Below are 22337 nucleotides of genomic sequence, written 5' to 3' on the forward strand. Positions count from 1 at the left end.
GGTTGAGACATGAGTTGTCTTGGGAGTTCCTTATTTGCATGGCTTTATATCTATCTGAATGTCAATACGTTATTCATTTTGCATTTGTCACTTTGTAGGTGCTAGACCTAAGTATAGTGTTTACGACTTAAAAGTATGATGTTTACGACTTAAAAACATAGTGTTTATGCAGTAAAAACATCATGTTAATCAGTTCAAGTATATATTTTTATCCATCATAGGCAATAGTTTTAATCATTAATATCGTGCAATCGTTTGTCTACGTTTTTGTGCGATTTTTTTTATTTAGGCTGATTATCTTTTCTTTTTCGTTGTATCTTTGCATGTATAAAAAGGAGACTTTTTTGTTGATATTAGTGAGTAAAGTAAAAGCCTGATTGCAATTTTTTGTAATCAGGCTTTGTGCTTATTCTTCCATGTCTTGATCAAGATTTCCTTTCCATAGATATTTTCTAGTTTCTTGTACTAAAACACCGTTTAGACACAGTAATGAAACTAAGTTTGGTATTGCCATCAGAGCATTCATACAGTCTGCTATATTCCATACGATACTGAGATTAGCTATACTTCCAAAAAATGTAGCAGTAATGTATAATATGCGATAAGCAAGCATCCATTTCCTTCCTTTTAAGTATTCCATAGCCCTTTCTCCATAGTAGCTCCATCCAAGTATTGTACTAAAAGCAAAGGTAAGAAGGCCAAAACTAAGTAGAGGAGAGCCTATATAAGGTATTTTGCTAAAAGCTATTTTGGTTAAAGTGGCACCATCGCTATAGTTCATGTCAGGATAAGCGATAATACTACTTACAATGACTATACCTGTTAGTGCACATATTACAACAGTATCCCAAAAAGTTCCGGTAGAAGAGACGAGTGCCTGGCGAACCGGATTTCGGGTCTGAGCAGCTGCAGCTACGATAGGTGCAGAACCTAATCCGGATTCATTAGAAAAAAGACCTCTGGCGATACCAAATCTTGCTGCCATCATCACGCTTGCACCTACAAATCCTCCTCCGGCAGCCTGAGGATTAAAAGCTGATATGACAATCAGTTGTATTGCCGGAACGATGTAGTGTACATTTACGAATAGAATATATATACAGCCTAATACATAGAAAAGAGCCATAAAAGGGACTAATATTTGGCATACTTTTGCAATACTTTTTACACCTCCCAATAACACAAAGGCAGTGAGGGTGCAAACGATAGCTCCTGTAATGACAGGAGATATATTATAAGTCTCTGTCGCTATAGTAGCGATAGCATTGGCTTGTACCGTGTTTCCGATACCAAAAGCTGCTATTGCTGTAAAAATGCTGAACAGTATGGCCAGCCATTTCCATCCAAGTCCTTTTTCTAAAGCATACATAGGGCCTCCTAACATTTCGCCACGTTCTGTGATGGTTCTATATTTTATAGCTAAGAGTCCTTCTGAATATTTTGTGGCTATGCCAAATACACCCGTAAGCCAACACCATAGGACCGCCCCCGGACCTCCTAAGGCTATTGCGGTCGCTACTCCAATGATGTTTCCTGTTCCGATGGTTGCTGCAAGAGCTGTTGCTAAAGCTCCGAATTGTGAAACATCTCCATGGGCAGATTTATCATGTTTAAAGGATAATTTTATTGCGGTGAAAATCTTGCGTTGTGGAATGCGAAGGCGGATGGTAAGGAATATATGAGTACCTAATAATAGGATAATCATAAGCCATCCCCATAACAGTCCACTTAATTCAGAGAATAAATTATTAAGTAGTTCCATACCTTTTTATTTAGTAGATTTTATTTTAATCTTAATTTTTTCGTATCCCATTGATTTTAGGAGCTGATGAAATTGTTGTGTTGCATTATTGGCAGCTGATTTGATATTTTGAGGTGTCATGCATCTGTTCAACATTTTCTTATAGGCTTTCTGATATAACAGTTCTCTATCTTGATCTTGCCAATCTCCTTTTTCGAGAAAAGATTTCGTCTTTGCTTCGTCAATGAAGTTTTTATCCAACAATTTTATAGCTGGTAGTGTACAGATGATAGAATCTCCCTTCGTAACAATCCAGTCATGTGGAGCTTCTTGCAAGTCAATACCTAATCTTAAAGTTCCATAGTATATTTTTGTGAGTTGACTGTCAGTAAAGAACCCTTTTTTGATGGTGTCTATGAGTTCTTCATCATGAATAGTGAGAAATTCCCATTCTCCAATACTTTCGATAGAGCGTATTTGAGTAGGCGTAATATCGATATTTTTATTTTCTTCGATATGTACTTCACTTTTCCTGAACTGCAAAGTAAGATAGAAGACAAGACCTCCGATGAGGACAATAGATAGTATAGCCAACCAGGCAGAAAAGGGTATATATCTGAGAATGTTTTTTAATCTTTTATTTTGCTTCTCCATTTTCTACAGTTGATTTATCTATTAATATTTGGATATCATGAAGAGTAAATTGTTTCCTGAATGTAATTTTGATATCGCTCTCTTGATATCCCATTCTTTGAATCATAGGTATAAGTATCTTGGCAGCGCTTTCTTGTGCAGACGAGATTATACCTTGTTCAGGTATTTGTTTGATGATTTGTGCTCTTCCTTGTTGTTCAAACTGACTTAATTCAGCATCAGTAAAGTTACTTCTCATGAAAGCAACTTGTTTTTTAATTTCTTGATGATTGATTTTTGAACTAGTAAGTATGATTTTGGGATCAGGTAATATAATCTCAATTTTTGTTCCTTTTTTAGTAATATTCCTGTTTGTAAAATGGCTAAAATCTATATATGCCTTTAGTGTTGCATCTAGGGGAATGGCTATTTTTCTTTCACTAGCAGGAAGTGTGATGTCTATATCTTGTCCTAAAAAAGAGCCTTTTATTTTCTTATCATCTTCATGAGTTATAATCTTGTGCACATGAACTTCAGTCGTATAAAGTCTGCTGCATTTTTGAATAAGCATGACGATATTGGGTATCGTATCTTTTACAGTATCAGAAGATTTTGATTTCTGCGGATTATTACATGAAACCAGTACTGTAAGCAATAGCAGTATGTATAAGGTGCTAATTCTCATCCTAAAATCTTTTGTTTTGCTGGCAAAGATAATAAATTTTAGTGATATTCTTTTATTACAGTCTTTTTTATTATCTTTGTATCCGTAAAATTTTTGCGCGATGAAAAAGATTTTCTGTTACTTTATGATTGGTTTAGCCGTGGTAAACATTTCTTCTTGTCATGAGAAGAAAGAAAAAAATATTATTATCACGCATAAGCCTGTGGTAAAGGCTCCTGCCCGTACACAAAAGATGAGTAACTATGCTCAGTCACGTAAAGTACAATGGTTAGGGCAAGAATATACTGTACAATATGAACGTCAGGCAGATACCAAGCTTGGTATTGTTCGAGTTGATGATCATACTAAGTACTATGATAATCGTGTAACGGTTAGGGTATTGCGTTCAGATGGAACAGAATTTTTTCATCGCTCATTTGTTAAGAGCGACTTCTCGCCATATATTGATGACGATATGGCTAAGAGAAGTGCTTTGTTAGGTGTTATTTTTGTTGAAGCAAAAGGCGATGTATTAAGGTTTGCTGCTAGTGTAGGTTCACCTGATGCTAATAGTGATGAATATGTACCATTAATAGTCCAAGTATCCCGTATGGGTAATGTTTCCATTAATAAAGATACTCAAATGGATACTAATAATATGACAGAAGCCCCATCCGATGATGAGGATGAGGCTTCAGAATAATATATGTGATATATATTTTATTTCATCAGTTTTCTATATTCTGGTTCGAAACTCTTAGGACATCTACTAATCATGAGTAGGTTGAGTAGACAGTTTGCAGCTATTTCAGTGTCATTAAGATCTACTCCTTTTTCTTTTTTTATTTCTTTACCAATAACGACTTCCCAAGGACCTTCAAAATTCTTGTCGTCAGAACCATAAAACATTTCATTTGTGTCAGGGTCGTTCATGACTTCATATCTAATAACCTTTTTGCTTGCTATTGGTTTGAGCTCACAAGCAAGCTGAAATGCCTTTTCATAAACGTCTCTATGCAGGTTTGCATTAGGGAACATGTTATTAATTTCAGGAAAGAGTTCTTTAAACTCAAAGGCCTGTAATAGCTGGTATAGTTTCATGTTGGAATATAAACTTTAGAATTTTGCCATTTTAATTGCATCAATAGCACATTCATCACCTTTGTTACCTAGCTTACCACCACTTCTATCTTTAGCCTGTTGAAGGTCATTTGTGGTAAGAAGTCCATAGATAACAGGTATTTCCTGTGTAGCGTTAAGTCTTGCTATGCCGTAAGTAACCCCTTCACAGATGTAATCAAAATGAGGTGTTTCACCACGAATTACACTTCCAAGGATAATAACGGCATCATATCCGCCATTTAAGACCATTTGGTGAGCGCCATAGATGAGTTCAAAACTTCCAGGAACAGTTTTGATATGTATGTTTTCTTCGAGTGCACCATGTTTCTGCAGAGTAGAAACTGCGCCCTGTAAGAGGGCGCCTGTTATCTCTTGATTCCATTCTGCAACTACAATGCCAAAGCACATGTTGCTAGCATCTGGAATTTTGTTAATATCGTATTCTGATAGATTATGAAGTGCTGTAGCCATTTTACTTTGTAGCTCTTTCGATATATTTATCAATTTCTGCAGACTGTACGAGTGCAGAATTTAAGTAATTCTTTTTGATATCTTGGTAGATTTCAAGTGCTTCTTCCTGTTTGTTTTGGCTTTCAAGAATTTCACCGGCTTTCAAAAGGAATGTAGGTGATAAGCTATTGTTTACACCATCAGCAGCTTTACTATCAGCCATCTTGGCAGCTTTCTTAAAGCTATCAATTGCTTTGTCTAATTGGTTGTTGTGTGCATAAACATCACCTAAAGCAGCGATAGCAGCAGGACTTACCATTTGATCATCTTGTGCATCGTAATTCTCTAGATATTTTTGAGCTTCAGCCCATTTGCCAAGGTAGGCTTCGCATAAACCTGCATATAGATTAGCAAGATTAGCAGCATCTGTACCACTATAGTCTTCAGCTATTTTAGCAAAACCTGCGTAGTTTGCACCATCTCCGTTAAGGGCCTTGTCAAACATTTCTTGGCCAAAGTATTCTTGTCCTTTACCAAGTGCTGTACTTGCTTTTTCCTCACGTGGACCTACGATGTAAGCATTGTAGGCAAAGATACCAAGGATAACTACGATAATAGCTGCAATTGCAACGAAAATGGCCTTTTTGTTTTTCTCGATAAAGGCCTGTGAACTGTTGAGTGACTCATTCATCTCCTGAGCACCCATTTCCATATTGTCTGCCATGTATTTAGTTGTTTTTATTATTCATATATTAGCGTGGCAAAATTAATGAATTTATCCCACATATTGAAATTTATCACTTACTTTTTTCTCTTTTTCCATTGATTTACATTACTTTTGCAACCTAAAGATAGTATCACATTATGGTTTTAAATAATATTTCAGTAATCAATTATAAGAATATTAGGACAGCAGATCTTGTTCTTTCTCCTAAAATTAATTGTTTTATCGGACAAAATGGAGTAGGTAAAACAAACTTACTTGATGCCGTATATTATCTTTCTTTTTGTCATAGTGCATATAATCCTATGGATTCGCAATGTATTACGCACGATGAGGACTTCTTTGTTCTTGAAGGAAATTATTCTACGGACAATGGAGACTCTGAAAATATTTATTGTGGTATGAAGCGTGGTACCAAAAAGCATTTTAAGCGTAACAAAAAAGAATACAAGCGTTTATCCCAGCATATTGGATTGATTCCTCTTATTTTTATTTCTCCTTCAGATTCTTTTTTGATCGAAGGGGGTAGTGAGGGGCGCCGCAAGTTGATGGATGTTGTCATCTCACAATATGACAATACTTATATGGATGCGTTGAATAATTACAATAAGGCGTTGCAGCAGCGTAATGCTTTGCTGAAAATGGAGGACGAACCTGATGTTTCTCTTCTTGATATTTGGGAGCATGAAATGGCAGAACAGGGTACTCTGATTTATCAAAAACGTGATGACTTTGTCAAGAAATTGGTTCCTGTATTTCAAGAGATTTATAGGAAGATCTCGGGCAATCGTGAAACGGTGAGTCTTCGATATGTTTCTCATGGTCAGCGAGGTGATTTGTATGATGTTATTAGTCGTGATCGCTTTAAAGATCGTGCTGTTGGATATTCTCTTCATGGCGTTCATCGTGATGATTTGGAAATGCTTATTGGTGATTATCAGATGAAGCGTGAAGGTAGTCAGGGGCAGAATAAAACATTTGTACTGGCTTTGAAATTAGCTCAATTTGATTTTTTGAAACGTACAGCTTCTGGGACTACTCCTTTACTATTGCTTGATGATATTTTTGATAAATTAGATGCAGATCGGGTTGAGCAGATTGTTAATCTCGTTTCAAGCAATAATTATGGGCAAATTTTTATAACAGACACGAACAGAGATCATTTAGATCGTATTTTGAAACATAGTAACAATGTTTATAAAATTTTCTCTGTCGAAAACGGTGAAATTACTCAAAGAAACGCATAATATGTTTAAACGTCATCCACGTTCGCTCGAGGCGATTCTTCTTAATTTTATTCGTACTGAAGGTTTGGAAACTCCATTACTTCAGAAGCGTCTGATAGATAGTTGGCCTGTTGTTGTTGGTCCTTCTATTGCAGCATTGACCGGTGAGAAATATATCAAAAATCAAACCTTATTTGTAAAGATTTTAAGTCCTGCTTTGCGACAGGATCTCTCCATGATGCGTTCGAAATTAGTAGAGCGTTTAAATGCGGAAGTTCAAGCTCAGATTATTACAGAAATCAGGTTTTATTAATTGGTGATGATATCATCCATGGGGATGTCATTCTTTTCAGTCGGTATTTGCTCTATCATTTGGAAATCAAAGCATATACCGATTTTTTTTGTAGCTGGAATTTTTTTTAAGAATCGGTCATAATATCCTTTTCCTCTTCCTAAACGATTGCCTTGATTATCAAAGGCTACTCCTGGTACTATTATCACATCGATTGAAGAATAGTTTTCGAAAATTTTCCCGATGGGTTCTTGAATATGGTAGGAACCTACTTCCATATCTTTGCTGTTTGAGTATTCTCTCATTTCTATATTGGAATCATCAATTACTTTTGGAAGTATGATTTTTTTTCCTTTTTGCAAGAGTATGTCTATAAGGTCATGGGTGTCGACTTCGTCAGGAAGCGAATAGTATAGGCCAATTGTATTCGCTTTTTGTATTGTAGGTGAAAGAAATAATTTTTTTATAATAGGAAGCGACAGTTCCTTGAGTTGAGACTCAGAGAACTGTCGCTTAATTTGCTTTATTTTCTTTCTGATTTCTTGTTTGTTCATCGATTACTTTTTCCTTTTTTTGATGACTTTTTGAGAATGGTTTTGTGAGTTGGTTGCCGGGAGCTTAGGAAAAGCGGCGTGATTGCTAAAAACCTGTAGTGCAGTTTTTACAACTGGGTCATTTTGATTAAGATATTCGTTCCAGGCTTCTTCATCAAGCATGTTGTAGATAATTCTACTGTTAATATATCTTTCGAGAAGAGCATGTGATTTTTTGATCATCAAGTTTCTTCTCTGTAGTCCGCGCTTATCCGCATAGATGGCGAATTGTTGTACCGTATTCTGTTTTTTCAGGTAATCCGCCATTTCAGACATTTCCTTAAAATTATTCAATTTCAAGCGATTGTTGTCCGTATATGTGAAAGCGTATTGTAGTATCAGTCCACTCATACTTGCTTGCTTTAAGTAAGAGGTTACTTCTGTAGTATCTTCTGGAACGAAAATGTCAGGTGTGATACCACCTCCGCCATATACGATTCGGCCTATACTGGTGTGATATGCCGGCCCCGTATGCTTAATACTGTCTTTTGAGAAGAATTCGCCATGCTGATACCTGGTCAGTAAATCCTGCTCATAATTTGTTCCCTCGCCTAAAGTATATGGTTTTTGAATACATCTACCAGAAGGTGTATAATAGCGAGCTATAGTTAAACGTATCAAACTACCGTCGTTAAAAGCAAGCTGTTGTTGTACTAGGCCTTTTCCGAAAGAGCGTCTTCCTATAATTGTAGCACGATCGTTATCTTGCATAGCTCCAGCGAAAATTTCAGCAGCAGAAGCACTCGCCTCGTTGATTAATACTACAAGCGGTATATTTTGGTAGCTTCCGTTTCCGTTGCTCTTGTAATCTTGTCTTCTACTATGTCTACCTTGCGTATAAACAATCAGCTTATTTTTTGGTAAAAATTCATTTGCTATTTGTGTGGCAGATGTAAGATAACCGCCTGTATTATCTCGCAAATCGATGATTAAGTTACTAAAGCCTTCTTGCGAAAGTTTGGCCAATGAAATCAGGAGTTCTGGATAGGTTGTTTCGGAGAAGTTCTTGATTCTGATGTAACCAGTAGCCTCATTGATCATGTATGTTGCAGAAATGCTTTTTTGTGGTATTTCTCCTCTAGTAACCGTAAAGTTCTTGACTTCCTTGGTACCATATCTTACGACACCGATCTGTACCTTTGTATCTTTAGGCCCTTTTAATCTGCGTTGTGCTTCATCGTTAGTAACCATTTTACCAACGAATTTTTTTCCATCTACAGTTACGATTTTATCACCAGCTAATATTCCGGCTCTTTCTGCAGGTCCATTATGTATTACATTTTGCACGTGGATGGTATCTTCTCGAATTACAAATTCGATACCTACTCCAGAGAAAGACCCTTTAAGGTCATCCTCTGCTTGTTTTGCATCTTTAGCATTAATATAGACAGAGTGTGGATCTAAGTTTGCCAGAATCTGTGGAATAGATTTATCCACGAGGGAGTCAATATTTACTTCGTCCACATATTGATCATCAATGATATGAAGCAAATTATTCAAGCGATTACTACCTGAATTTATAATATTCAGTCTGTTACCTGAAAAATGATTTGTAAAAAAAGAACCGATAAGAATACCGATGACTATACATAGAGCCATCAGTAAGGGTGTATATCGGTTATGTTTGTTAGAATTTGTCATTTATCGTCTGGATTAAGATATTCTACCTCTATTTTTGCCCTTTTCAGAAGATTTATACCATCTTCAAGCCTGTATTTTTCAGCATAAACTACTCGTTTAATACCAGCTTGAATTATTAATTTTGCACATTCAATGCAAGGAGAAGCAGTAACATAAAGCGTACTGCCATCACTATTATTACTGCTTCTAGCAAGTTTTGTGATAGCGTTTGCTTCTGCGTGAAGAACGTATGGTTTAGTTACATCGTTATCATCTTCACATATATTTTCGAATCCACTAGGCGTACCGTTGTATCCATCGCTGATAATCATTTTATCTTTAACTACTAATGCGCCGACTTTACGTCTTTTGCAATAGCTGTTTTCAGCCCAAATGCGTGCCATACGTAGGTATCGCAAGTCTAGTTGGTGTTTTTTTTCTTCTGAGGTCATGGTGTTACTATGATTTGATAATTCCATTACGTTTGAGTAGAGCGTCTATAGTAGGTTCTTGTCCACGGAAACGTTTATACAGTGTCATCGGATGTTCCGTTCCACCTTTTGATAAGATATTATCTCTGAATCGTTGTGCAGTTTCCTGATTGAAAATACCGTTTGCTTTAAATACGCTGAAGGCGTCAGCATCGAGTACTTCTGCCCATTTGTAGCTGTAATAGCCTGCTGCATATCCACCAGCCATAATATGTCCAAATTGTACTGTCATACAGGTGTTTGGCAATTGTTTAGTAATTATAGCCTTTTCCCAAGCCTTTTTCTCGAATGGTATAATATCTTCATCGAAAGCTTCTTTTTTAGTATAATAGGCCATATCGAGAAGGCCGAAACTTACTTGTCTTAGACAGCCATAAGCCGCTAAGAAATTACGGCTTTTGACGATTCGTTCAATGAGATCGTCAGGTATAGGTTCTCCTGTTTCATAGTGGAAAGCGAATGTTCGTAAGAAATCCTTTTCAATGGCATAGTTTTCCATGAATTGTGAAGGTAGTTCTACGAAATCCCACCATACATTTGTGCCAGACAAACTTTCAAATCGGGTGTTGGCAAACATACCATGTAGAGAATGTCCAAATTCATGCAAGAATGTTTCTACTTCAGAGAGTGTCAGTAAGGCAGGCTTTTCTGCAGTAGGTTTGGTCAGGTTAGTAACTACGCTTACGTGTGGTCTGCTGTTTTCGCCCTTTTTGGTTATCCATTGACCTTTAAATTCGGTCATCCAAGCACCTCCCTGTTTACCCTTACGTGGATAAAAATCTGCGTAAAGTACAGCCAGATAGCTGCCATCTTTGTCGAATACTTCGTATGCTTTTACGTCAGGATGGTACACCTGAATATCTTTATTCTCTTTAAACGTAATTCCATATAATTTGGTAGCTAAGCCGAATACCCCTTTGATAACTTTAGATAGTTCAAAGTATGGGCGAAGCATTTCTGCGTCCAAATTATATTTTTCCATTTGCAGTTTATGCGAGTAATAGCTGAAGTCCCAAGGTTCGAGTTCGAAATCTTTTCCTTCTAATTTTTGGGCTTCTTGCTTGATACTCTCTACTTCTTGCAGAGCAGTTGGCTTGTAGGCTTCGATGAGATCGTTCAGCAATTTGTATACATGATCAGCATTACTTGCCATACGGTGTTTTAGCACATAGTCTGCATAGGTTTCGTGGCCTAACAATTGTGCAATTTCTCTTCTTAGGTTGATGAGACGCTTGCAGATATCTAAATTATTTTCTTTATTATCATGTGTGCATAGCGTATTGCGTGCCATGTACATTTGTTTTCTCAATTCTCTTTGAGTTGAGTATGTCATAAAAGGAGAATAGCTTGGATAGTCGAGAGTAAATATCCAACCATCTTTTTCTTTCTCTTTGGCACAAAGAGCTGCTGCTTCTTTTGCGCTATCAGGTAGACCTTCCAATTGCTTTTCGTCAGTAATGTGAAGTTCGAAAGCCTTGGTGTCTTTAAGTAAATTTTGTGAGAATTGTAACGTAAGTATGCTTGATTCTTCAGTCAGTTTTCGGAGTTTTTCTTTGCCTTTTTCATCCAGTAGAGCTCCGCTTCTAACAAATCCGTCATAGCTATTATTCAGTAGCATCTGTTCTTCTGGTGTAAGTTCACGATGGTTTTCGTATACTTTTCTTACACGTTCAAACAATTTTGGATTAAGACTTACATCGTTGGCATGCTTCGTAAGAATAGGACTCATTTTTTGTGCTAGTGCGTCCAATTCATCATTTGTCTCTGCGCTTAACATGCACGAGAACACATTAGAAACACGATCTAACAGGTCATAATAATGTGGGCCTTTTTCATCATCCTCATGAACTATCGTATTATCAAATGTTGGTTCATCAGGATTATTAATAATTTTATCGATTTCCTCGTTATCCCTTTTGATACCTTCCATGAATGCTTCTTCGTAATCTTCTAACGCAATTTGGTTAAAAGGTACGGTGTCATGAGGGGTGTTATAAGGGTGAAAAAAAGGATTGATATGTTTGCTATTTTCTTTTATATTTTCATTCATACTATGCTTTTCTATAATTCCTTGCAAAGATAATAAAAATAATAAAAGACAAAGCCTGATTATCAAAGAATTTAACTATTGTTACATCAGTAATTTTTCCAATGCGGGTATAAATATTCTTCCTCGATATAATGTCAGTCTTTGGGCATCTTGCATATTGTTTAATGCTCTTGACACATCTAGTCTACTATCATTTACTTCGAGTGCCAGTTGGTTCATTTTGATATAGAAGGTTTTTGGACCGGCAGGGTATATACAGTGCTCTTCAAAGAAGCGTGTTATTTTGTCTTCGAGTGTTTGTGGAACTTTTTTCCATGGGCGATGTTCGTAGCGTTGGTTCTCCATGGAAAGTAGATTTAATATATTGATTCGGAATATGACAAATTGATCACTAAGTCGTAAAACTTCTTTTTTATCTAGGCTGAAGAGTTTGCAATCTTCTAATGCCTTATAAGTACGTGTATATCGCTGGTGTAATCCGAATAGGCGGTTAGCCTGTATCACAGATGGCCCTTCTGAAATTTCTGTAACGTAGTAACTTCCATCGTCAGAAACCGTTTTAATTTCAACTTTTCCATTTAAAATGAAAAATAATTCATGGCATGGATCACCTTCTTTTACAATATCTTTTCCTGCTCGTATTGTTGAAAAATTGAATCTTGTATGTGCTACAATAAGTGAGATGTCATTTTTACTAATACCAAGAAAGAGAGGGAGTTGTAAGAGATTATTATATATTTGTAGCTCTTTCATGTTCTAGTTTACTATCTTTTTTCTTAATTTTGGAGAATACCAAACGGCATTTTTTCCATTTTGATCGGCGTAGATAAAGTATGCCATGAGTTCAGGGTGTTTTGCTAATATTTTTTTGGCTCCATCTAATCCGGTTACCATAAAGGCTGTAGCATATGCATCTGCTGTTGCACAATTGTCAGCAAAAACGGTTGAAGAGAGGATATTATGTTGTACAGGATAGCCCGTTTTGGGATCTATGGTGTGAGCATATTTCTTGCCATTCTTATAATAATATTTGCGATAATTACCGCTAGTTGCCATAGCTTTGTTGGTAACATTTAATATGGTCTGTATCTCTTGCTGATTGTTTAAAGAGTCGTCTACAGGTTTGGTTACACCTATTTTCCAAGGTACTCTTTTTTCATTCAGGCCATAGGTTACGATTTCTCCACCTATTTCAATCATAAAATTCTTAATTCCTTTTTGTCTTAAGAACTTGGCTACTACATCACTTCCAAATCCTTTCGCAATGGCCGAACAGTCAAGCATCGTATTTGGGTTTTGCTTGATAATATGTTTTTTTTCCATTTTGATTTTTTGGTAGCCCACAATATTTCTTAAACTGTCAACAACAGCTTTGGATGGTTCTTTTCCTGTTTTGAATCCAAACCCCCAGGTGTTAACCATTGGGGCTACGGTCATGTCAAATGCGCCATCTGTCTCTTTGGCTATATTCTCGCCTAGAGAGAAAACTTCTGCAAACATATCATCGACTTTTACATCTTTACCTTGATTTATCTTAGAGATAGTAGATGTCTTGTTGAAGGTAGATAAAGACTCATCTACTTTTTTAAGTTCTCCTTCTATCTCGGTTTGCAGGTCATTATCAGACTGATAAGTTATATTATATATGGTTCCGAAAATAAATCCGGTATTATGTTGAAAGGGAATCGTTTTTTGCTGACGAACGATAACTATAATGATGGCTGTCAGTACAAGTAATGCCCCTATTTGCCATGCTGTTTTCTTGGGTGTGGTTTCCATTTGTTTTCTTTTTAAAATTCTAGGATTACGTTAAATGTTCCTCCTAAATGTGAACCTTCATTTCGTCCGAATCCGGGTGCATACCAACTGTTACCGATAGCTCCCTCAGAGTGGATTAGTCTTCTTTTGTATCGTACACTCCATCCTAAATGTAGCGGACCAGCTATCTTAGCGTCTACGCCAAGTCCAAGTTCGAGCCAGTGCATATTTGCTTTTTCGCCTGTGTAGCTGAAGTCCACTTGGTCTTTCCATACGGGGTCTGTAACCGTAGTATTGATGATATCATATTTATAGGATGTAAAAGCATATCTAACTCCTCCGTAGAGTCGGTAGATATCGTGTTTATTTTTTAATAAATTAAAGTCGATACCGATTCTTCCGTAAGGGGCTTTCGTCTTAAAGGTATTGTTAGTCGTTTCGTCTGTCGTGTTGGCTTTTCCATATCCAAGCTCAAGTATAGGAAAGTATTTGTCTTTCAGATTGATGCGCACGGCAGCTTCGTATTGCCCATAGTCGCCAAATGCAAGTTGGGCAACACCCACAAGATCAACAGATACTGCTATATTTTTAAATAGAGCAGTTGTATCCTTTTCTACTTTTGGAATAACTTTTCCTCTTGGTTGCGCCTGTATACTCAGCGTGCATAGAAGCAGCAAACTAGTCAAGATCTTTGAAATAGATATAGAAGTGTGGGGTTGTTGCATCGTAGTTTACTTCCTTTTTGTTAATTCGAATAGAATCGAGTGCGTTGGTTGTATAGTCAACCTTCGTTATGGTGTGAAAATAAGCAGGTGGACAGTCTACTGTTTCAAAGTGCGGCTGATTGGTCTTACTTACCGTCACCGTATCGAGATAAGTCTGGTGATCTAAACTCTTTACTTCAAAGATAAGGATATCCTGATCTCTCGTATAGCTCATAGCCACCAGGCAACTATCAACATTGGCTTTTGATTGAAAAACCGTATCTCTTTGGTTGTTTTGGTCTACTGTCCAAATGGTCAGCGTGTCTTTCAGGGTATCTACATATCCTGCCAGTTTATAGTTTGTATAAACTGTATTATTCAGTGGATAGTCGATACTGCTGGAGCATGCTACCATTGTGAGGAGAAGTACAAATAAAACGGGAATTATTTTTCGCATCTTATTTCTTTTTCTATCTGATAATCGTTTCGGCGAGGCGAATTTCTGCTTACTAAGTCTCCTATAAAACCAGTGAGGAAGAGTTGTGTTCCTATCATCATGGTAGTAAGGAAGATATAGAAGTAAGGCGATTCTGTAACCAAATGACCATAGTTGCCATGGGATAGTTCGATAATCTTGCCAATACCCATTCCTATCAAAGCTAAGAAGCTGATAAAGAAGACGATAGAGCCTAAAAAGCCAAATACGTGCATTGGCTTTTTGCCGAAATTGCTCAAGAACCATAAGGTGAGCAAGTCGAGATAGCCATTGAAAAATCGGTTAATGCCAAATTTGCTTGAACCGTATTTTCTTGCTTGATGGTGTACTATCTTTTCTCCAATCTTGTCAAAACCAGCATTTTTTGCAAGATATGGGATATAACGATGCATCTCGCCATACACCTCTATGTTTTTGACAACCTCCTTGCGATAAGCCTTTAGACCACAGTTAAAGTCGTGGAGATTATGTATACCGCTGATTTTTCTGGCAGTAGCATTAAACAGTTTGGTAGGTATAGTCTTGGTAAGTGGATCATATCGTTTCTGCTTATAACCTGATACTAAATCATAATGATCTACAGTAATCATTTTATAAAGTTCAGGAATTTCGTCAGGTGAGTCTTGTAAGTCTGCATCCATAGTTATGATGACATCACCTTTAGCCTCTTTGAATCCACAATATAGAGCTGGGCTCTTACCGTAATTACGACGGAATTTGATACCCTTTACATTTTCGTCTTTTTGGCTCAGTTCTTCAATAACATCCCAGGAGCGGTCTGTAGAACCGTCATTGACAAAAATAATTTCGTAAGTAAAATTATTTGCTGTCATCACGCGTTTAATCCATGCGTGGAGTTCTGGTAATGATTCTTCCTCATTGTAGAGAGGAACGATAACTGAAATATTCATATGATAATATTATTTTAATTCTTCTATTTTGTTATTTTCGTTGTTCTTTTCATCAGCAGTGCGATGATAGGGCTGGTAATACATCCAAATATGAGTTCGTATATCATAAATAGCGAAGCCCATGCTGCAGAAGACATCATAGTTAGAGCTTCTCCCATATTTTTAATCTCCTGAGCTGATATTCCTTGTTGCTTGTAGTATTCGCTTGCGATTTTAACGGATTCATTGATTTGGGTCATAAATCCTACTGTGTCTCCCCATTCGAAATATGCAAATTGCACAACGGTTAGAATTAGGGTAGCATAGAAATATGTTTCCATTGCATAAAACCAAGCTCGTCTAAATGAAATGAGCCCATCCAGTGCTTTATCGCGGAAGAGTTTAAGCGTATAGCTTACCACGAAGGGGGTGGATATTGCAAAAATGAATGATATTAAACTGAGGCTAGGCCATTTGTGGGCTAGCATGGCTCCAATAAAAGACGCTATCCAGACTAGGGATAGGAAAAAACCATCCTGACGGGCAAATGCTCTAGTCTGTTGTATTATTTGTTGAGTAATCATTATACTTTCCTTTTTAATATGCAAAAATAGTCAATTTCTTTGAGATAGCCTTCTGCGTTATGATAATTTTTCTTATTTCTTTAACTTCTTAATGGCTTATGGAGGTATGTCTACTTAGGGATATCTCTGTAAATGGCCCCGTTTGGGTATGTTTTTACATGGATTCTTTTGATGGGGGTAGGGTAATAAAAGTTGTTGTAGTAGTATAACAAAAAAAGTGAATCAAAAGTAATTTTGATTCACTTTTTGAGCCTCTTGTCGGATTCGAACCAACGACCCCGAGATTACAAATCACGTGCTCTGGCCAACTGAGCTAAAGAGGCATGGGTGGGCAAGCGATTCATATCGCGTCGCTACGACCAAGTACCCTTGCTATGTTCCCATCCTGGGGGAGTTCCGAGGGAGCTGACCGTATGAGACTTGCCCGTCTCATTTTTGCGGTTGCAAAGGTAAGCATTATTTTTGGTTCTGCCAAATATTTTGCTAACTTTTTTGCATTTTTTTTATCCGATGTCAACAATCGTGATACCTGCGCCGCCAAATTGAACGTGCTCATCGCCATAATGTGTTACATTTGGCACGCTTCCTAAATATTGTCTAATGAGCTGACGCAGAATGCCATTTCCTTTTCCATGGAGTATTCTTACGCGAGGCATTCCAACCAGAATTGCATCATCTATGAAATATTGTACGGCCGTTAAAGCTTCGTCCCCTCGCATACCTCTTACGTCAAGATCCTGATGGAAATTCTGTTTATGGTCATCCATCGTCTTTCTTGTTTCTTTCGAGATTCCATACGAACGAAGTCTTTCCGCCATTTCTTCATTTTTACTGAGCGTCTTCTCTTGGCTATCTTGCGAAGATGTCGACGGTGTAGCTGCATATTCCAAACGATTTAATTTTAGTTTGGTGCGCATGCCACCAAAAATAACCGTAGCCGTTTTACCGTCTATGTTTTCCAGTTTTCCTGTGCTACTAGTTCCTTTAATACGTACCTCGTCGCCCACTTCAAGCACTTTAGAACCCGTTTGTTTATTTACAGCTTGGCGTAAGGTTGCAGCAGCCTGTTCCTGTTTTTGAGCTTTTTCAGCCTTATGTTTTTCGTGACGCGCTTTGCGTTGTTTTATTTTTTCTATTTGTCGGGCTATCATGTCATCGTTAGCCTTAGTATCGATGGCACTGACTTCCTTTTCAAATTCATGAAGCTCCTGTCTTATTCGTTTGGTCTCTTCTTTCTCAGCCTGCTTTTCGCGTATTTCACGAATTGTATTCTCTATTTTCTTATTGCTCTCTTTCAGCAATTCTTCGGCTTCTTGGCGTGCTTTAGCGAGAATTTCCTTTCTTTGTGCTTCTATTTCTTGCAGACGAGTTTCATAGCGGCTCACAGCTTTATCCATGTCTTTCTCACGCTGATGAATGTTCTGGCGTTTGGTTTCCCAATAGCGTTTGTCTCGTACGATATCCTGCAAATATTTGTCACTTTGAATATAGTCACTACCAACGATTTCAGATGCTTCTTGAATGACTTGTTCTGGTAAACCTATTTTGCGAGCAATTTCTATAGCAAATGAACTTCCTGGTTGACCGATAGCCAACTGAAATAGAGGTTTCATCTCATGTCTATCGTAGAGCATGGCACCATTAGCCACTCCTTCGTGAGAATCAGCAAAATGCTTTAGGTTTTGATAGTGGGTGGTGATTACTCCAAATGCGTTTTTCTGACAGAACTGATTCAGTACACTTTCTGCTATGGCACCACCGATAGCCGGTTCCGTACCTGTACCAAACTCGTCAATGAGGATGATTGTAGATTCATTCGCATGTTTCATCATATTCTTCATATTTAATAGATGTGAAGAATAGGTACTGAGGTCATTTTCCAAACTTTGTTCATCGCCGATATCAATCATGATATTGGTAAACATACCGGTAGTACTGCGATCGCCTACAGGAATAGAAAGACCACATTGTAACATATATTGTAGTAGACCTACAGTTTTGAGACAAACTGATTTACCGCCGGCATTAGGACCAGAAATAATAAGTAGGCGTTTTTGCTTCGTCAATGTAATGTCCAGTGGTATTACTTTCTTATCTTGTCTTTCCAGTGATAAGCGCAGAAGCGGATGAGAAGCCTGAATCCAATCCATAGCAGGACCTTTTTTAACTTCTGGTTCAAATCCTCTTATTATTTTAGCCAATTCTGCTTTTGCGCGGATACAGTCTATTTGTCCTAAGAATAGATAACTTAGAATAATCTCCTTAATATGTGGGCGTACTTTGTCCGTAAATTCGGTGAGAATGCGAATCACCTCGTGGCGTTCTTCACTTTCTAGTTCTCTTACCCGGTTGTTGGCTTCCACAACTTCAGCCGGTTCGATAAAAACGGTTTTTCCTGTAGCACTCTCATCATGTACTATACCACGAATCTTTTTCTTAAGGTTAGGCACCACAGGAATTACCAGTCGGCCGTCGCGAAGGGTAGGGGTAACATCTTTTTCTACTACGCCTTCACTCTGAGCAGATCGTAATATCCCATTCAGTATGCGGGAGATATTTCCTTCTGTACGGGCAAGTTCTCTTCGAATATCCAACAATTTTGGCGAAGCGTTATCACGAATATGGCCAAATTTGTCAAGGATCTGATCAATACGAGAAATCAGCTGAGGGAAAGTCATAATATCTTCAGCCAGTCGATGTAGAGCGGGATATGGATATTTCTTATCTACTTTCCATCCGTCTTGTTCTTCATTTTCTTCATCATCACCATCTACATTCGTATTTAGGAATTTGACGATTTGGGCAATAGTGTCGAGCGAGCGACGTAAGTCGAAGAGTTCATGCTCCTCAAGAAATGTATTTTCTACGCGGGCACGTAATACGCTTGCGCGAACGTCATAAAAATAACTGAGAGGGAAATTCTCGGTTTCTTCTTGTATTCTTCTGAAGTCGCGTACTTGTGCCAACCACTCATTAACCTCATCAGCTTTTGTAGAAAAAGAGATTCTGTCTACTTCTTCCTTGCCGAGAGTTGAAAGACAACGTTCCTTCAGTAATCGTCGTATTTCACTAAAACCTATCTTGATTTCGAAGTTATCTGGGTATATCATGTTGCAAAAATACGCTTTTTTATCATTTTGAGCAAAAAAGTTAAGAAAAAATTTGGTGGAACCAAAATGTTATGTTACCTTTGCACTCGCTTTTGAGAATAAAGCTATTGGTTGCGATACCATGGAGAGATGGTAGAGTGGTCGATTACAACGGTCTTGAAAACCGTCGTGCTGAGAGGCACCGGGGGTTCGAATCCCTCTCTCTCCGCTAAGCTCTTAGGAAATTCCTAAGAGCTTTTTTTATTTTCTATACGATTTAAGAGCATGTATCAGGAACTATTGATAAAAACAACTTTCGATGAAACGCTTCGTCGTTGCATGATTTATGCGGATGAGGCTCCAGAAGTCATTCTTATTCAGTTAGTAGAGCGTAAGGAAATTGCGCTTCTTGATGAAATTGTGGATAGAATACATGCTTCAACCAATCGCTCATTTGTCCTAGTGGGTGTGCCGATTATCGATTGGTGCAAGGAACTTATGCCATGGAATGATCAAGCTGTAGACCGTAGACCTGAGTCGGGAAAGTATGCGCCTCAAGTATTAGCGTTATTAGAAAACGAGATACTTCCTCAGTTATATCAGCAATATGGAGCACTGCCAGTAGTGCTTGGTGGGTATTCTTTGGGTGGTTTGTTTGCTCTGTGGGCTTCAACTCGTTCTTCTTGTTTCGATTATATTGCAGCTGCTTCTCCTTCTGTATGGATTTCGAATTGGATGACTTATGTAGAGAATCATCCCGTTCAAGCTAAAAAAGTATATATGAGTCTTGGCGACAGAGAGGAGCATTGTAAGAATCGTTATATGAAACAAGTTGGCGATAATATTCGTTCCTATCATGAGCAGCTTATCCGACAGTTGGGTGGGGATAATACGGTCTTATTATGGAATAAAGGTGGGCACTTTCAGGATTTTGCTTTTCGTATTGCCGATTCTTATTCCTGGATTATCCTTCATGTATAGTATTCGTTTATCGGAATATCAAAATGAAAGAACATGATATTAATAAGGTTATTACAAAAATGAGAGAGATTGGTTATGACAAGTATACAGAGTATATTGTCGATAGCCATATCTACTATCATGTTTATAGTAAATATATGTTCATATCTTGCACCTTTTATCTTAAATTCTTTACAAAATCGTTGACTCTGATCTCGTTCTTGACACCAAGTTTGGCAGGAGGGTGCACCAGAGTGTATTCAGGAAGAAGAGTATGATTGTCGTAGTGAAAAAGCTAACCATAACACAGTTGATATCAATAAAATTTATATGATTCTATCAGTTGGAAGCCACTTTATTGGTCTTATCAGACAGCGTGGTGTTATCAAGGATCTTATGAAAAAATGGCGTGAAAAGTATTTTTTAGCAGAAAAGTTTGGTAATTTCAAAAATTATAATTAATTTTGCACTCGCTAAAAAGAAATAGCAAATCGGCTCACGCCTGGAGAGATGGTAGAGTGGTCGATTACAACGGTCTTGAAAACCGTCGTACCGAGAGGTACCGGGGGTTCGAATCCCTCTCTCTCCGCTAAGCTCTTAGGAATTTCCTAAGGGCTTTTTTATTTTCTATACGATTTAAGAGTATGTATCAAGATATTGCTAAAAACATTACTAAATTTTGATATAAAAATAGGAGTCTGAGTAGCAGACTCCTATTTTTTTTGTGATCATATTTTTTAATTAAACGTACCTATAGTGAAGCCATAAGTTGTCGTATTGAGACTATGTTGGGCTTGTATGGTGTTGACATATCCTTTAACATACCATATGCTGCGATAGCCTTTGATAGTAATAGGCATCTGCCAGGTTATCTGTAGCTTACCCTTGAAGTAATGGGCTCCATAATAAGCTAAATCTTGTATCAGTACGCTTTGTGCATATGTACCAGTAGCATCGGCTAAATTCAGTTTTGCTTGGTTACTAAAGTGATAACCTGCCTGTGCGTCTATCCATAACTGATGGTTGGACAGAAGGGCAATACCATATTCGGCAAGTAGGTCTGTTGATTGATACTTGAAAGTACTGGTTGGCAGTAGATGTTTTTGGTTGATAGAGGTAAAGCCTGCTTGCAAACCGATATAGCTTTTTATGCTGTTTCCTTCGAGCCTGTTGGCACGATAGTGAAGACTTACGTCAGCACTTTTTAACTGATAACGCTTTTTGTAGGTAAACTGGTTGATATATTGATTAGAAGTATAGCCATGTATACTATCGATAGTAATGATCAACTTTGGGCGATATTCATCTGCATAGTCTTGAGAGAAAACAGCCTGTGCATCGATTTGGTGTATAGTTTGGGTACGGTATATGCGATGTTGGGTGTTTACCTTGTAATTGTATTCATAATATTTACCAGGTTCGCGCTTATATTGTTCAAAGATAGATTCGGCACCACGGGAGATACTTACTGAGGTGACCTGCGTATAACTGTTGTTGCGAAAACCATAACTCAGTTCGCCACCAAACTTGTGGTTTACGTATTCACGGCTATAGCCCGTCCATCCTTTAAGCGTACCTGTAGCAGCCTCAAGACCTGTCATCTGATAGTAATACAGACTTGGATCTTCTTGTACGGTAGTTAAGGATGGTTGAGATTCCTTATAACGATTGTAATAACCACTTACCCCCAGTGTGTGGTTGCCGATAGTGTAAGATACAGATGGCGTAAGCTGGTATTCAAGTTTACGTGAACGTGAACGAGGGTCGCGAAGTCGGCTCAAGTCGCCCAAATTATAGTCGAGAGACATACCGAATCGCCATCCGTTGAAATCTATGGTTCCTACATGAGCCGATAAATTGAAGTTCTGAAAGTCGTATTTACCAGCTTTGTCGGATCCCACTAGGAAAGGGTTGCTGAAGTAAGTACGCATAACATCGCTCCAGGCTCTTTGCTTTGTTCTTCCCATATTAAAGTCGAACTTGCCATAACCATAGAGATAGTTGCCTATTTTCTGGTATCGCTCCGTGTAAAATTGCAAGGTATTAGTCTGATTACCTTCTTGTACTCGATGATAAGTTCCTGATACGTGACTCATATAGAATTCGGCCTTACCACGATTGCTTGTAGAATCGAGGGTTAGCGAAGCGGCATTGTCTGTATTTCGCCACAGTTGTGTAGCGTCATAATATCTATACTGGCCTTCGTCTGTCAGATTATTCTGAGCCATACTTGTTGCGCTTGCAAGTAGC

23 protein-coding genes and 3 tRNA genes are annotated in these 22337 nt (G+C 37.9%); 7 read left to right on the forward strand and 19 right to left on the reverse strand.

Annotation, left to right across the window (positions count from 1 at the left end; genetic code table 11):
* Positions 1–406: 406 nt before the first annotated feature.
* Genes L6471_RS05810 through L6471_RS05820 form a run of 3 tightly spaced genes read right to left on the reverse strand, consistent with a single transcriptional unit; the run spans position 407 to position 3059 of the window.
* Positions 407–1762, reverse strand: a complete 1356-nt coding sequence (locus tag L6471_RS05810) for an alanine/glycine:cation symporter family protein (protein WP_094448199.1) — start codon at positions 1760–1762, stop codon at positions 407–409.
* Positions 1763–1768: 6 nt separating this feature from the next.
* Positions 1769–2395 (reverse strand): DUF4230 domain-containing protein, encoded by a 627-nt coding sequence (locus tag L6471_RS05815; RefSeq protein ID WP_006281259.1) that lies wholly within the window; start codon positions 2393–2395, stop codon positions 1769–1771.
* Complete coding sequence (locus tag L6471_RS05820; protein ID WP_006281260.1) at positions 2379–3059, reverse strand: DUF4230 domain-containing protein; 681 nt, start codon at positions 3057–3059, stop codon at positions 2379–2381. The genes L6471_RS05815 and L6471_RS05820 overlap by 17 nt, the downstream gene beginning before the upstream one ends.
* 100 nt (positions 3060–3159) lie before the next feature.
* Here L6471_RS05820 and L6471_RS05825 point away from each other — a divergent pair, with 100 nt between their 5' ends.
* Positions 3160–3741, forward strand: a complete 582-nt coding sequence (locus tag L6471_RS05825) for a DUF4738 domain-containing protein (RefSeq protein ID WP_027454181.1) — start codon at positions 3160–3162, stop codon at positions 3739–3741.
* A gap of 17 nt (positions 3742–3758) precedes the next feature.
* Here L6471_RS05825 and L6471_RS05830 read toward each other — a convergent pair whose 3' ends face one another.
* Genes L6471_RS05830 through L6471_RS05840 form a run of 3 tightly spaced genes read right to left on the reverse strand, consistent with a single transcriptional unit; the run spans position 3759 to position 5334 of the window.
* Positions 3759–4139 (reverse strand): hypothetical protein, encoded by a 381-nt coding sequence (locus tag L6471_RS05830; protein WP_027454180.1) that lies wholly within the window; start codon positions 4137–4139, stop codon positions 3759–3761.
* Positions 4140–4154: 15 nt separating this feature from the next.
* Positions 4155–4631: a 6,7-dimethyl-8-ribityllumazine synthase gene (gene ribH / locus L6471_RS05835; RefSeq protein WP_006281263.1), complete on the reverse strand. Its 477-nt coding sequence runs from the start codon at positions 4629–4631 to the stop codon at positions 4155–4157.
* A 1-nt stretch (position 4632) separates the two neighbouring features.
* A complete protein-coding gene (locus tag L6471_RS05840; protein WP_237797551.1) occupies positions 4633–5334 on the reverse strand; it encodes a tetratricopeptide repeat protein in 702 nt (233 codons plus the stop codon).
* A 140-nt stretch (positions 5335–5474) separates the two neighbouring features.
* Here L6471_RS05840 and recF point away from each other — a divergent pair, with 140 nt between their 5' ends.
* Positions 5475–6581, forward strand: coding sequence for a DNA replication/repair protein RecF (gene recF, locus L6471_RS05845; protein WP_237797552.1), 1107 nt, complete (start codon positions 5475–5477; stop codon positions 6579–6581).
* Between the two features lies 1 nt (position 6582).
* The gene (locus L6471_RS05850; RefSeq protein WP_006281266.1) at positions 6583–6873 is read left to right on the forward strand and encodes a DciA family protein; all 291 of its coding nucleotides are present in this window, start codon (positions 6583–6585) and stop codon (positions 6871–6873) included.
* Here the strand turns inward: L6471_RS05850 and L6471_RS05855 are convergent.
* From L6471_RS05855 to L6471_RS05915, 12 genes are all read right to left on the reverse strand, one after another.
* Entirely contained in the window at positions 6870–7406 is a 537-nt protein-coding gene (locus L6471_RS05855; RefSeq protein ID WP_237797553.1) for a 5-formyltetrahydrofolate cyclo-ligase, read from the reverse strand. The two genes, L6471_RS05850 and L6471_RS05855, sit on opposite strands and share 4 nt — an antisense overlap.
* Positions 7407–7409: 3 nt before the next feature.
* A complete protein-coding gene (locus L6471_RS05860; RefSeq protein ID WP_237797554.1) occupies positions 7410–9044 on the reverse strand; it encodes a S41 family peptidase in 1635 nt (544 codons plus the stop codon).
* A gap of 38 nt (positions 9045–9082) precedes the next feature.
* Positions 9083–9517, reverse strand: a complete 435-nt coding sequence (locus L6471_RS05865; protein ID WP_006281269.1) for a dCMP deaminase family protein — start codon at positions 9515–9517, stop codon at positions 9083–9085.
* Between the two features lie 7 nt (positions 9518–9524).
* Positions 9525–11606, reverse strand: coding sequence for a M3 family metallopeptidase (locus L6471_RS05870; RefSeq protein ID WP_006281270.1), 2082 nt, complete (start codon positions 11604–11606; stop codon positions 9525–9527).
* Between the two features lie 81 nt (positions 11607–11687).
* Positions 11688–12359 (reverse strand): Crp/Fnr family transcriptional regulator, encoded by a 672-nt coding sequence (locus L6471_RS05875; protein ID WP_006281271.1) that lies wholly within the window; start codon positions 12357–12359, stop codon positions 11688–11690.
* 3 nt (positions 12360–12362) lie between these two features.
* A complete protein-coding gene (locus tag L6471_RS05880; RefSeq protein ID WP_237797555.1) occupies positions 12363–13385 on the reverse strand; it encodes an FAD:protein FMN transferase in 1023 nt (340 codons plus the stop codon).
* A gap of 11 nt (positions 13386–13396) precedes the next feature.
* The gene (locus tag L6471_RS05885) at positions 13397–14089 is read right to left on the reverse strand and encodes a DUF6048 family protein (RefSeq protein WP_006281273.1); all 693 of its coding nucleotides are present in this window, start codon (positions 14087–14089) and stop codon (positions 13397–13399) included.
* Entirely contained in the window at positions 14043–14525 is a 483-nt protein-coding gene (locus L6471_RS05890) for a DUF6452 family protein (protein ID WP_027454175.1), read from the reverse strand. Before L6471_RS05890 ends, L6471_RS05885 begins: the two co-directional genes overlap by 47 nt.
* Positions 14513–15475 carry a glycosyltransferase family 2 protein gene (locus L6471_RS05895; protein WP_006281275.1) on the reverse strand — a complete coding sequence of 321 codons (963 nt, stop codon included), beginning with the start codon at positions 15473–15475 and terminating at the stop codon, positions 14513–14515. Before L6471_RS05895 ends, L6471_RS05890 begins: the two co-directional genes overlap by 13 nt.
* Before the next feature lie 23 nt (positions 15476–15498).
* On the reverse strand, positions 15499–16038 hold the full coding sequence (locus L6471_RS05900; RefSeq protein ID WP_237797556.1) for a DUF4199 domain-containing protein: 540 nt from the start codon (positions 16036–16038) through the stop codon (positions 15499–15501).
* Between the two features lie 249 nt (positions 16039–16287).
* Positions 16288–16361, reverse strand: a tRNA-Thr gene (locus L6471_RS05905).
* 180 nt (positions 16362–16541) lie between these two features.
* The gene (locus L6471_RS05915; protein ID WP_237797557.1) at positions 16542–19148 is read right to left on the reverse strand and encodes an endonuclease MutS2; all 2607 of its coding nucleotides are present in this window, start codon (positions 19146–19148) and stop codon (positions 16542–16544) included.
* Positions 19149–19271: 123 nt separating this feature from the next.
* On the opposite strand from L6471_RS05915, the gene L6471_RS05920 reads away from it, so the two are divergent.
* The 4 genes from L6471_RS05920 to L6471_RS05930 all read left to right on the forward strand — a co-directional run bounded on the left by L6471_RS05920 (position 19272) and on the right by L6471_RS05930 (position 20676).
* A tRNA-Ser gene (locus L6471_RS05920) sits at positions 19272–19356 on the forward strand.
* 56 nt (positions 19357–19412) lie between these two features.
* A complete protein-coding gene (locus tag L6471_RS05925) occupies positions 19413–20108 on the forward strand; it encodes an alpha/beta hydrolase-fold protein (RefSeq protein WP_036858289.1) in 696 nt (231 codons plus the stop codon).
* 309 nt (positions 20109–20417) lie between these two features.
* Positions 20418–20549 carry a hypothetical protein gene (locus L6471_RS14130; RefSeq protein WP_256973028.1) on the forward strand — a complete coding sequence of 44 codons (132 nt, stop codon included), beginning with the start codon at positions 20418–20420 and terminating at the stop codon, positions 20547–20549.
* 42 nt (positions 20550–20591) lie between these two features.
* Positions 20592–20676: transfer RNA gene (locus L6471_RS05930), tRNA-Ser, on the forward strand.
* 148 nt (positions 20677–20824) lie between these two features.
* On the opposite strand, the gene L6471_RS05935 is transcribed toward L6471_RS05930, so the two are convergent.
* Positions 20825–22315 carry a DUF6850 family outer membrane beta-barrel protein gene (locus L6471_RS05935; protein WP_237797558.1) on the reverse strand — a complete coding sequence of 497 codons (1491 nt, stop codon included), beginning with the start codon at positions 22313–22315 and terminating at the stop codon, positions 20825–20827.
* Positions 22316–22337 lie beyond the last annotated feature (22 nt).

This window comes from Segatella bryantii, assembly GCF_022024215.1.
Classification (GTDB): Bacteria; Bacteroidota; Bacteroidia; order Bacteroidales; family Bacteroidaceae; genus Prevotella; species Prevotella bryantii.

Coding starts and splice junctions, on each gene's coding strand:
- L6471_RS05810 (WP_094448199.1), bottom strand. CDS start 1,762: ATGGAACTACTTAATAATTTATTCTCTGAATTAAGTGGACTGTTATGG.
- L6471_RS05815 (WP_006281259.1), bottom strand. CDS start 2,395: ATGGAGAAGCAAAATAAAAGATTAAAAAACATTCTCAGATATATACCC.
- L6471_RS05820 (WP_006281260.1), bottom strand. CDS start 3,059: ATGAGAATTAGCACCTTATACATACTGCTATTGCTTACAGTACTGGTT.
- L6471_RS05825 (WP_027454181.1), top strand. CDS start 3,160: ATGAAAAAGATTTTCTGTTACTTTATGATTGGTTTAGCCGTGGTAAAC.
- L6471_RS05830 (WP_027454180.1), bottom strand. CDS start 4,139: ATGAAACTATACCAGCTATTACAGGCCTTTGAGTTTAAAGAACTCTTT.
- ribH (WP_006281263.1), bottom strand. CDS start 4,631: ATGGCTACAGCACTTCATAATCTATCAGAATACGATATTAACAAAATT.
- L6471_RS05840 (WP_237797551.1), bottom strand. CDS start 5,334: ATGGCAGACAATATGGAAATGGGTGCTCAGGAGATGAATGAGTCACTC.
- recF (WP_237797552.1), top strand. CDS start 5,475: ATGGTTTTAAATAATATTTCAGTAATCAATTATAAGAATATTAGGACA.
- L6471_RS05850 (WP_006281266.1), top strand. CDS start 6,583: ATGTTTAAACGTCATCCACGTTCGCTCGAGGCGATTCTTCTTAATTTT.
- L6471_RS05855 (WP_237797553.1), bottom strand. CDS start 7,406: ATGAACAAACAAGAAATCAGAAAGAAAATAAAGCAAATTAAGCGACAG.
- L6471_RS05860 (WP_237797554.1), bottom strand. CDS start 9,044: ATGGCTCTATGTATAGTCATCGGTATTCTTATCGGTTCTTTTTTTACA.
- L6471_RS05865 (WP_006281269.1), bottom strand. CDS start 9,517: ATGACCTCAGAAGAAAAAAAACACCAACTAGACTTGCGATACCTACGT.
- L6471_RS05870 (WP_006281270.1), bottom strand. CDS start 11,606: ATGAATGAAAATATAAAAGAAAATAGCAAACATATCAATCCTTTTTTT.
- L6471_RS05875 (WP_006281271.1), bottom strand. CDS start 12,359: ATGAAAGAGCTACAAATATATAATAATCTCTTACAACTCCCTCTCTTT.
- L6471_RS05880 (WP_237797555.1), bottom strand. CDS start 13,385: ATGGAAACCACACCCAAGAAAACAGCATGGCAAATAGGGGCATTACTT.
- L6471_RS05885 (WP_006281273.1), bottom strand. CDS start 14,089: ATGCAACAACCCCACACTTCTATATCTATTTCAAAGATCTTGACTAGT.
- L6471_RS05890 (WP_027454175.1), bottom strand. CDS start 14,525: ATGCGAAAAATAATTCCCGTTTTATTTGTACTTCTCCTCACAATGGTA.
- L6471_RS05895 (WP_006281275.1), bottom strand. CDS start 15,475: ATGAATATTTCAGTTATCGTTCCTCTCTACAATGAGGAAGAATCATTA.
- L6471_RS05900 (WP_237797556.1), bottom strand. CDS start 16,038: ATGATTACTCAACAAATAATACAACAGACTAGAGCATTTGCCCGTCAG.
- L6471_RS05915 (WP_237797557.1), bottom strand. CDS start 19,148: ATGATATACCCAGATAACTTCGAAATCAAGATAGGTTTTAGTGAAATA.
- L6471_RS05925 (WP_036858289.1), top strand. CDS start 19,413: ATGTATCAGGAACTATTGATAAAAACAACTTTCGATGAAACGCTTCGT.
- L6471_RS14130 (WP_256973028.1), top strand. CDS start 20,418: ATGATTCTATCAGTTGGAAGCCACTTTATTGGTCTTATCAGACAGCGT.
- L6471_RS05935 (WP_237797558.1), bottom strand. CDS start 22,315: ATGGCTCAGAATAATCTGACAGACGAAGGCCAGTATAGATATTATGAC.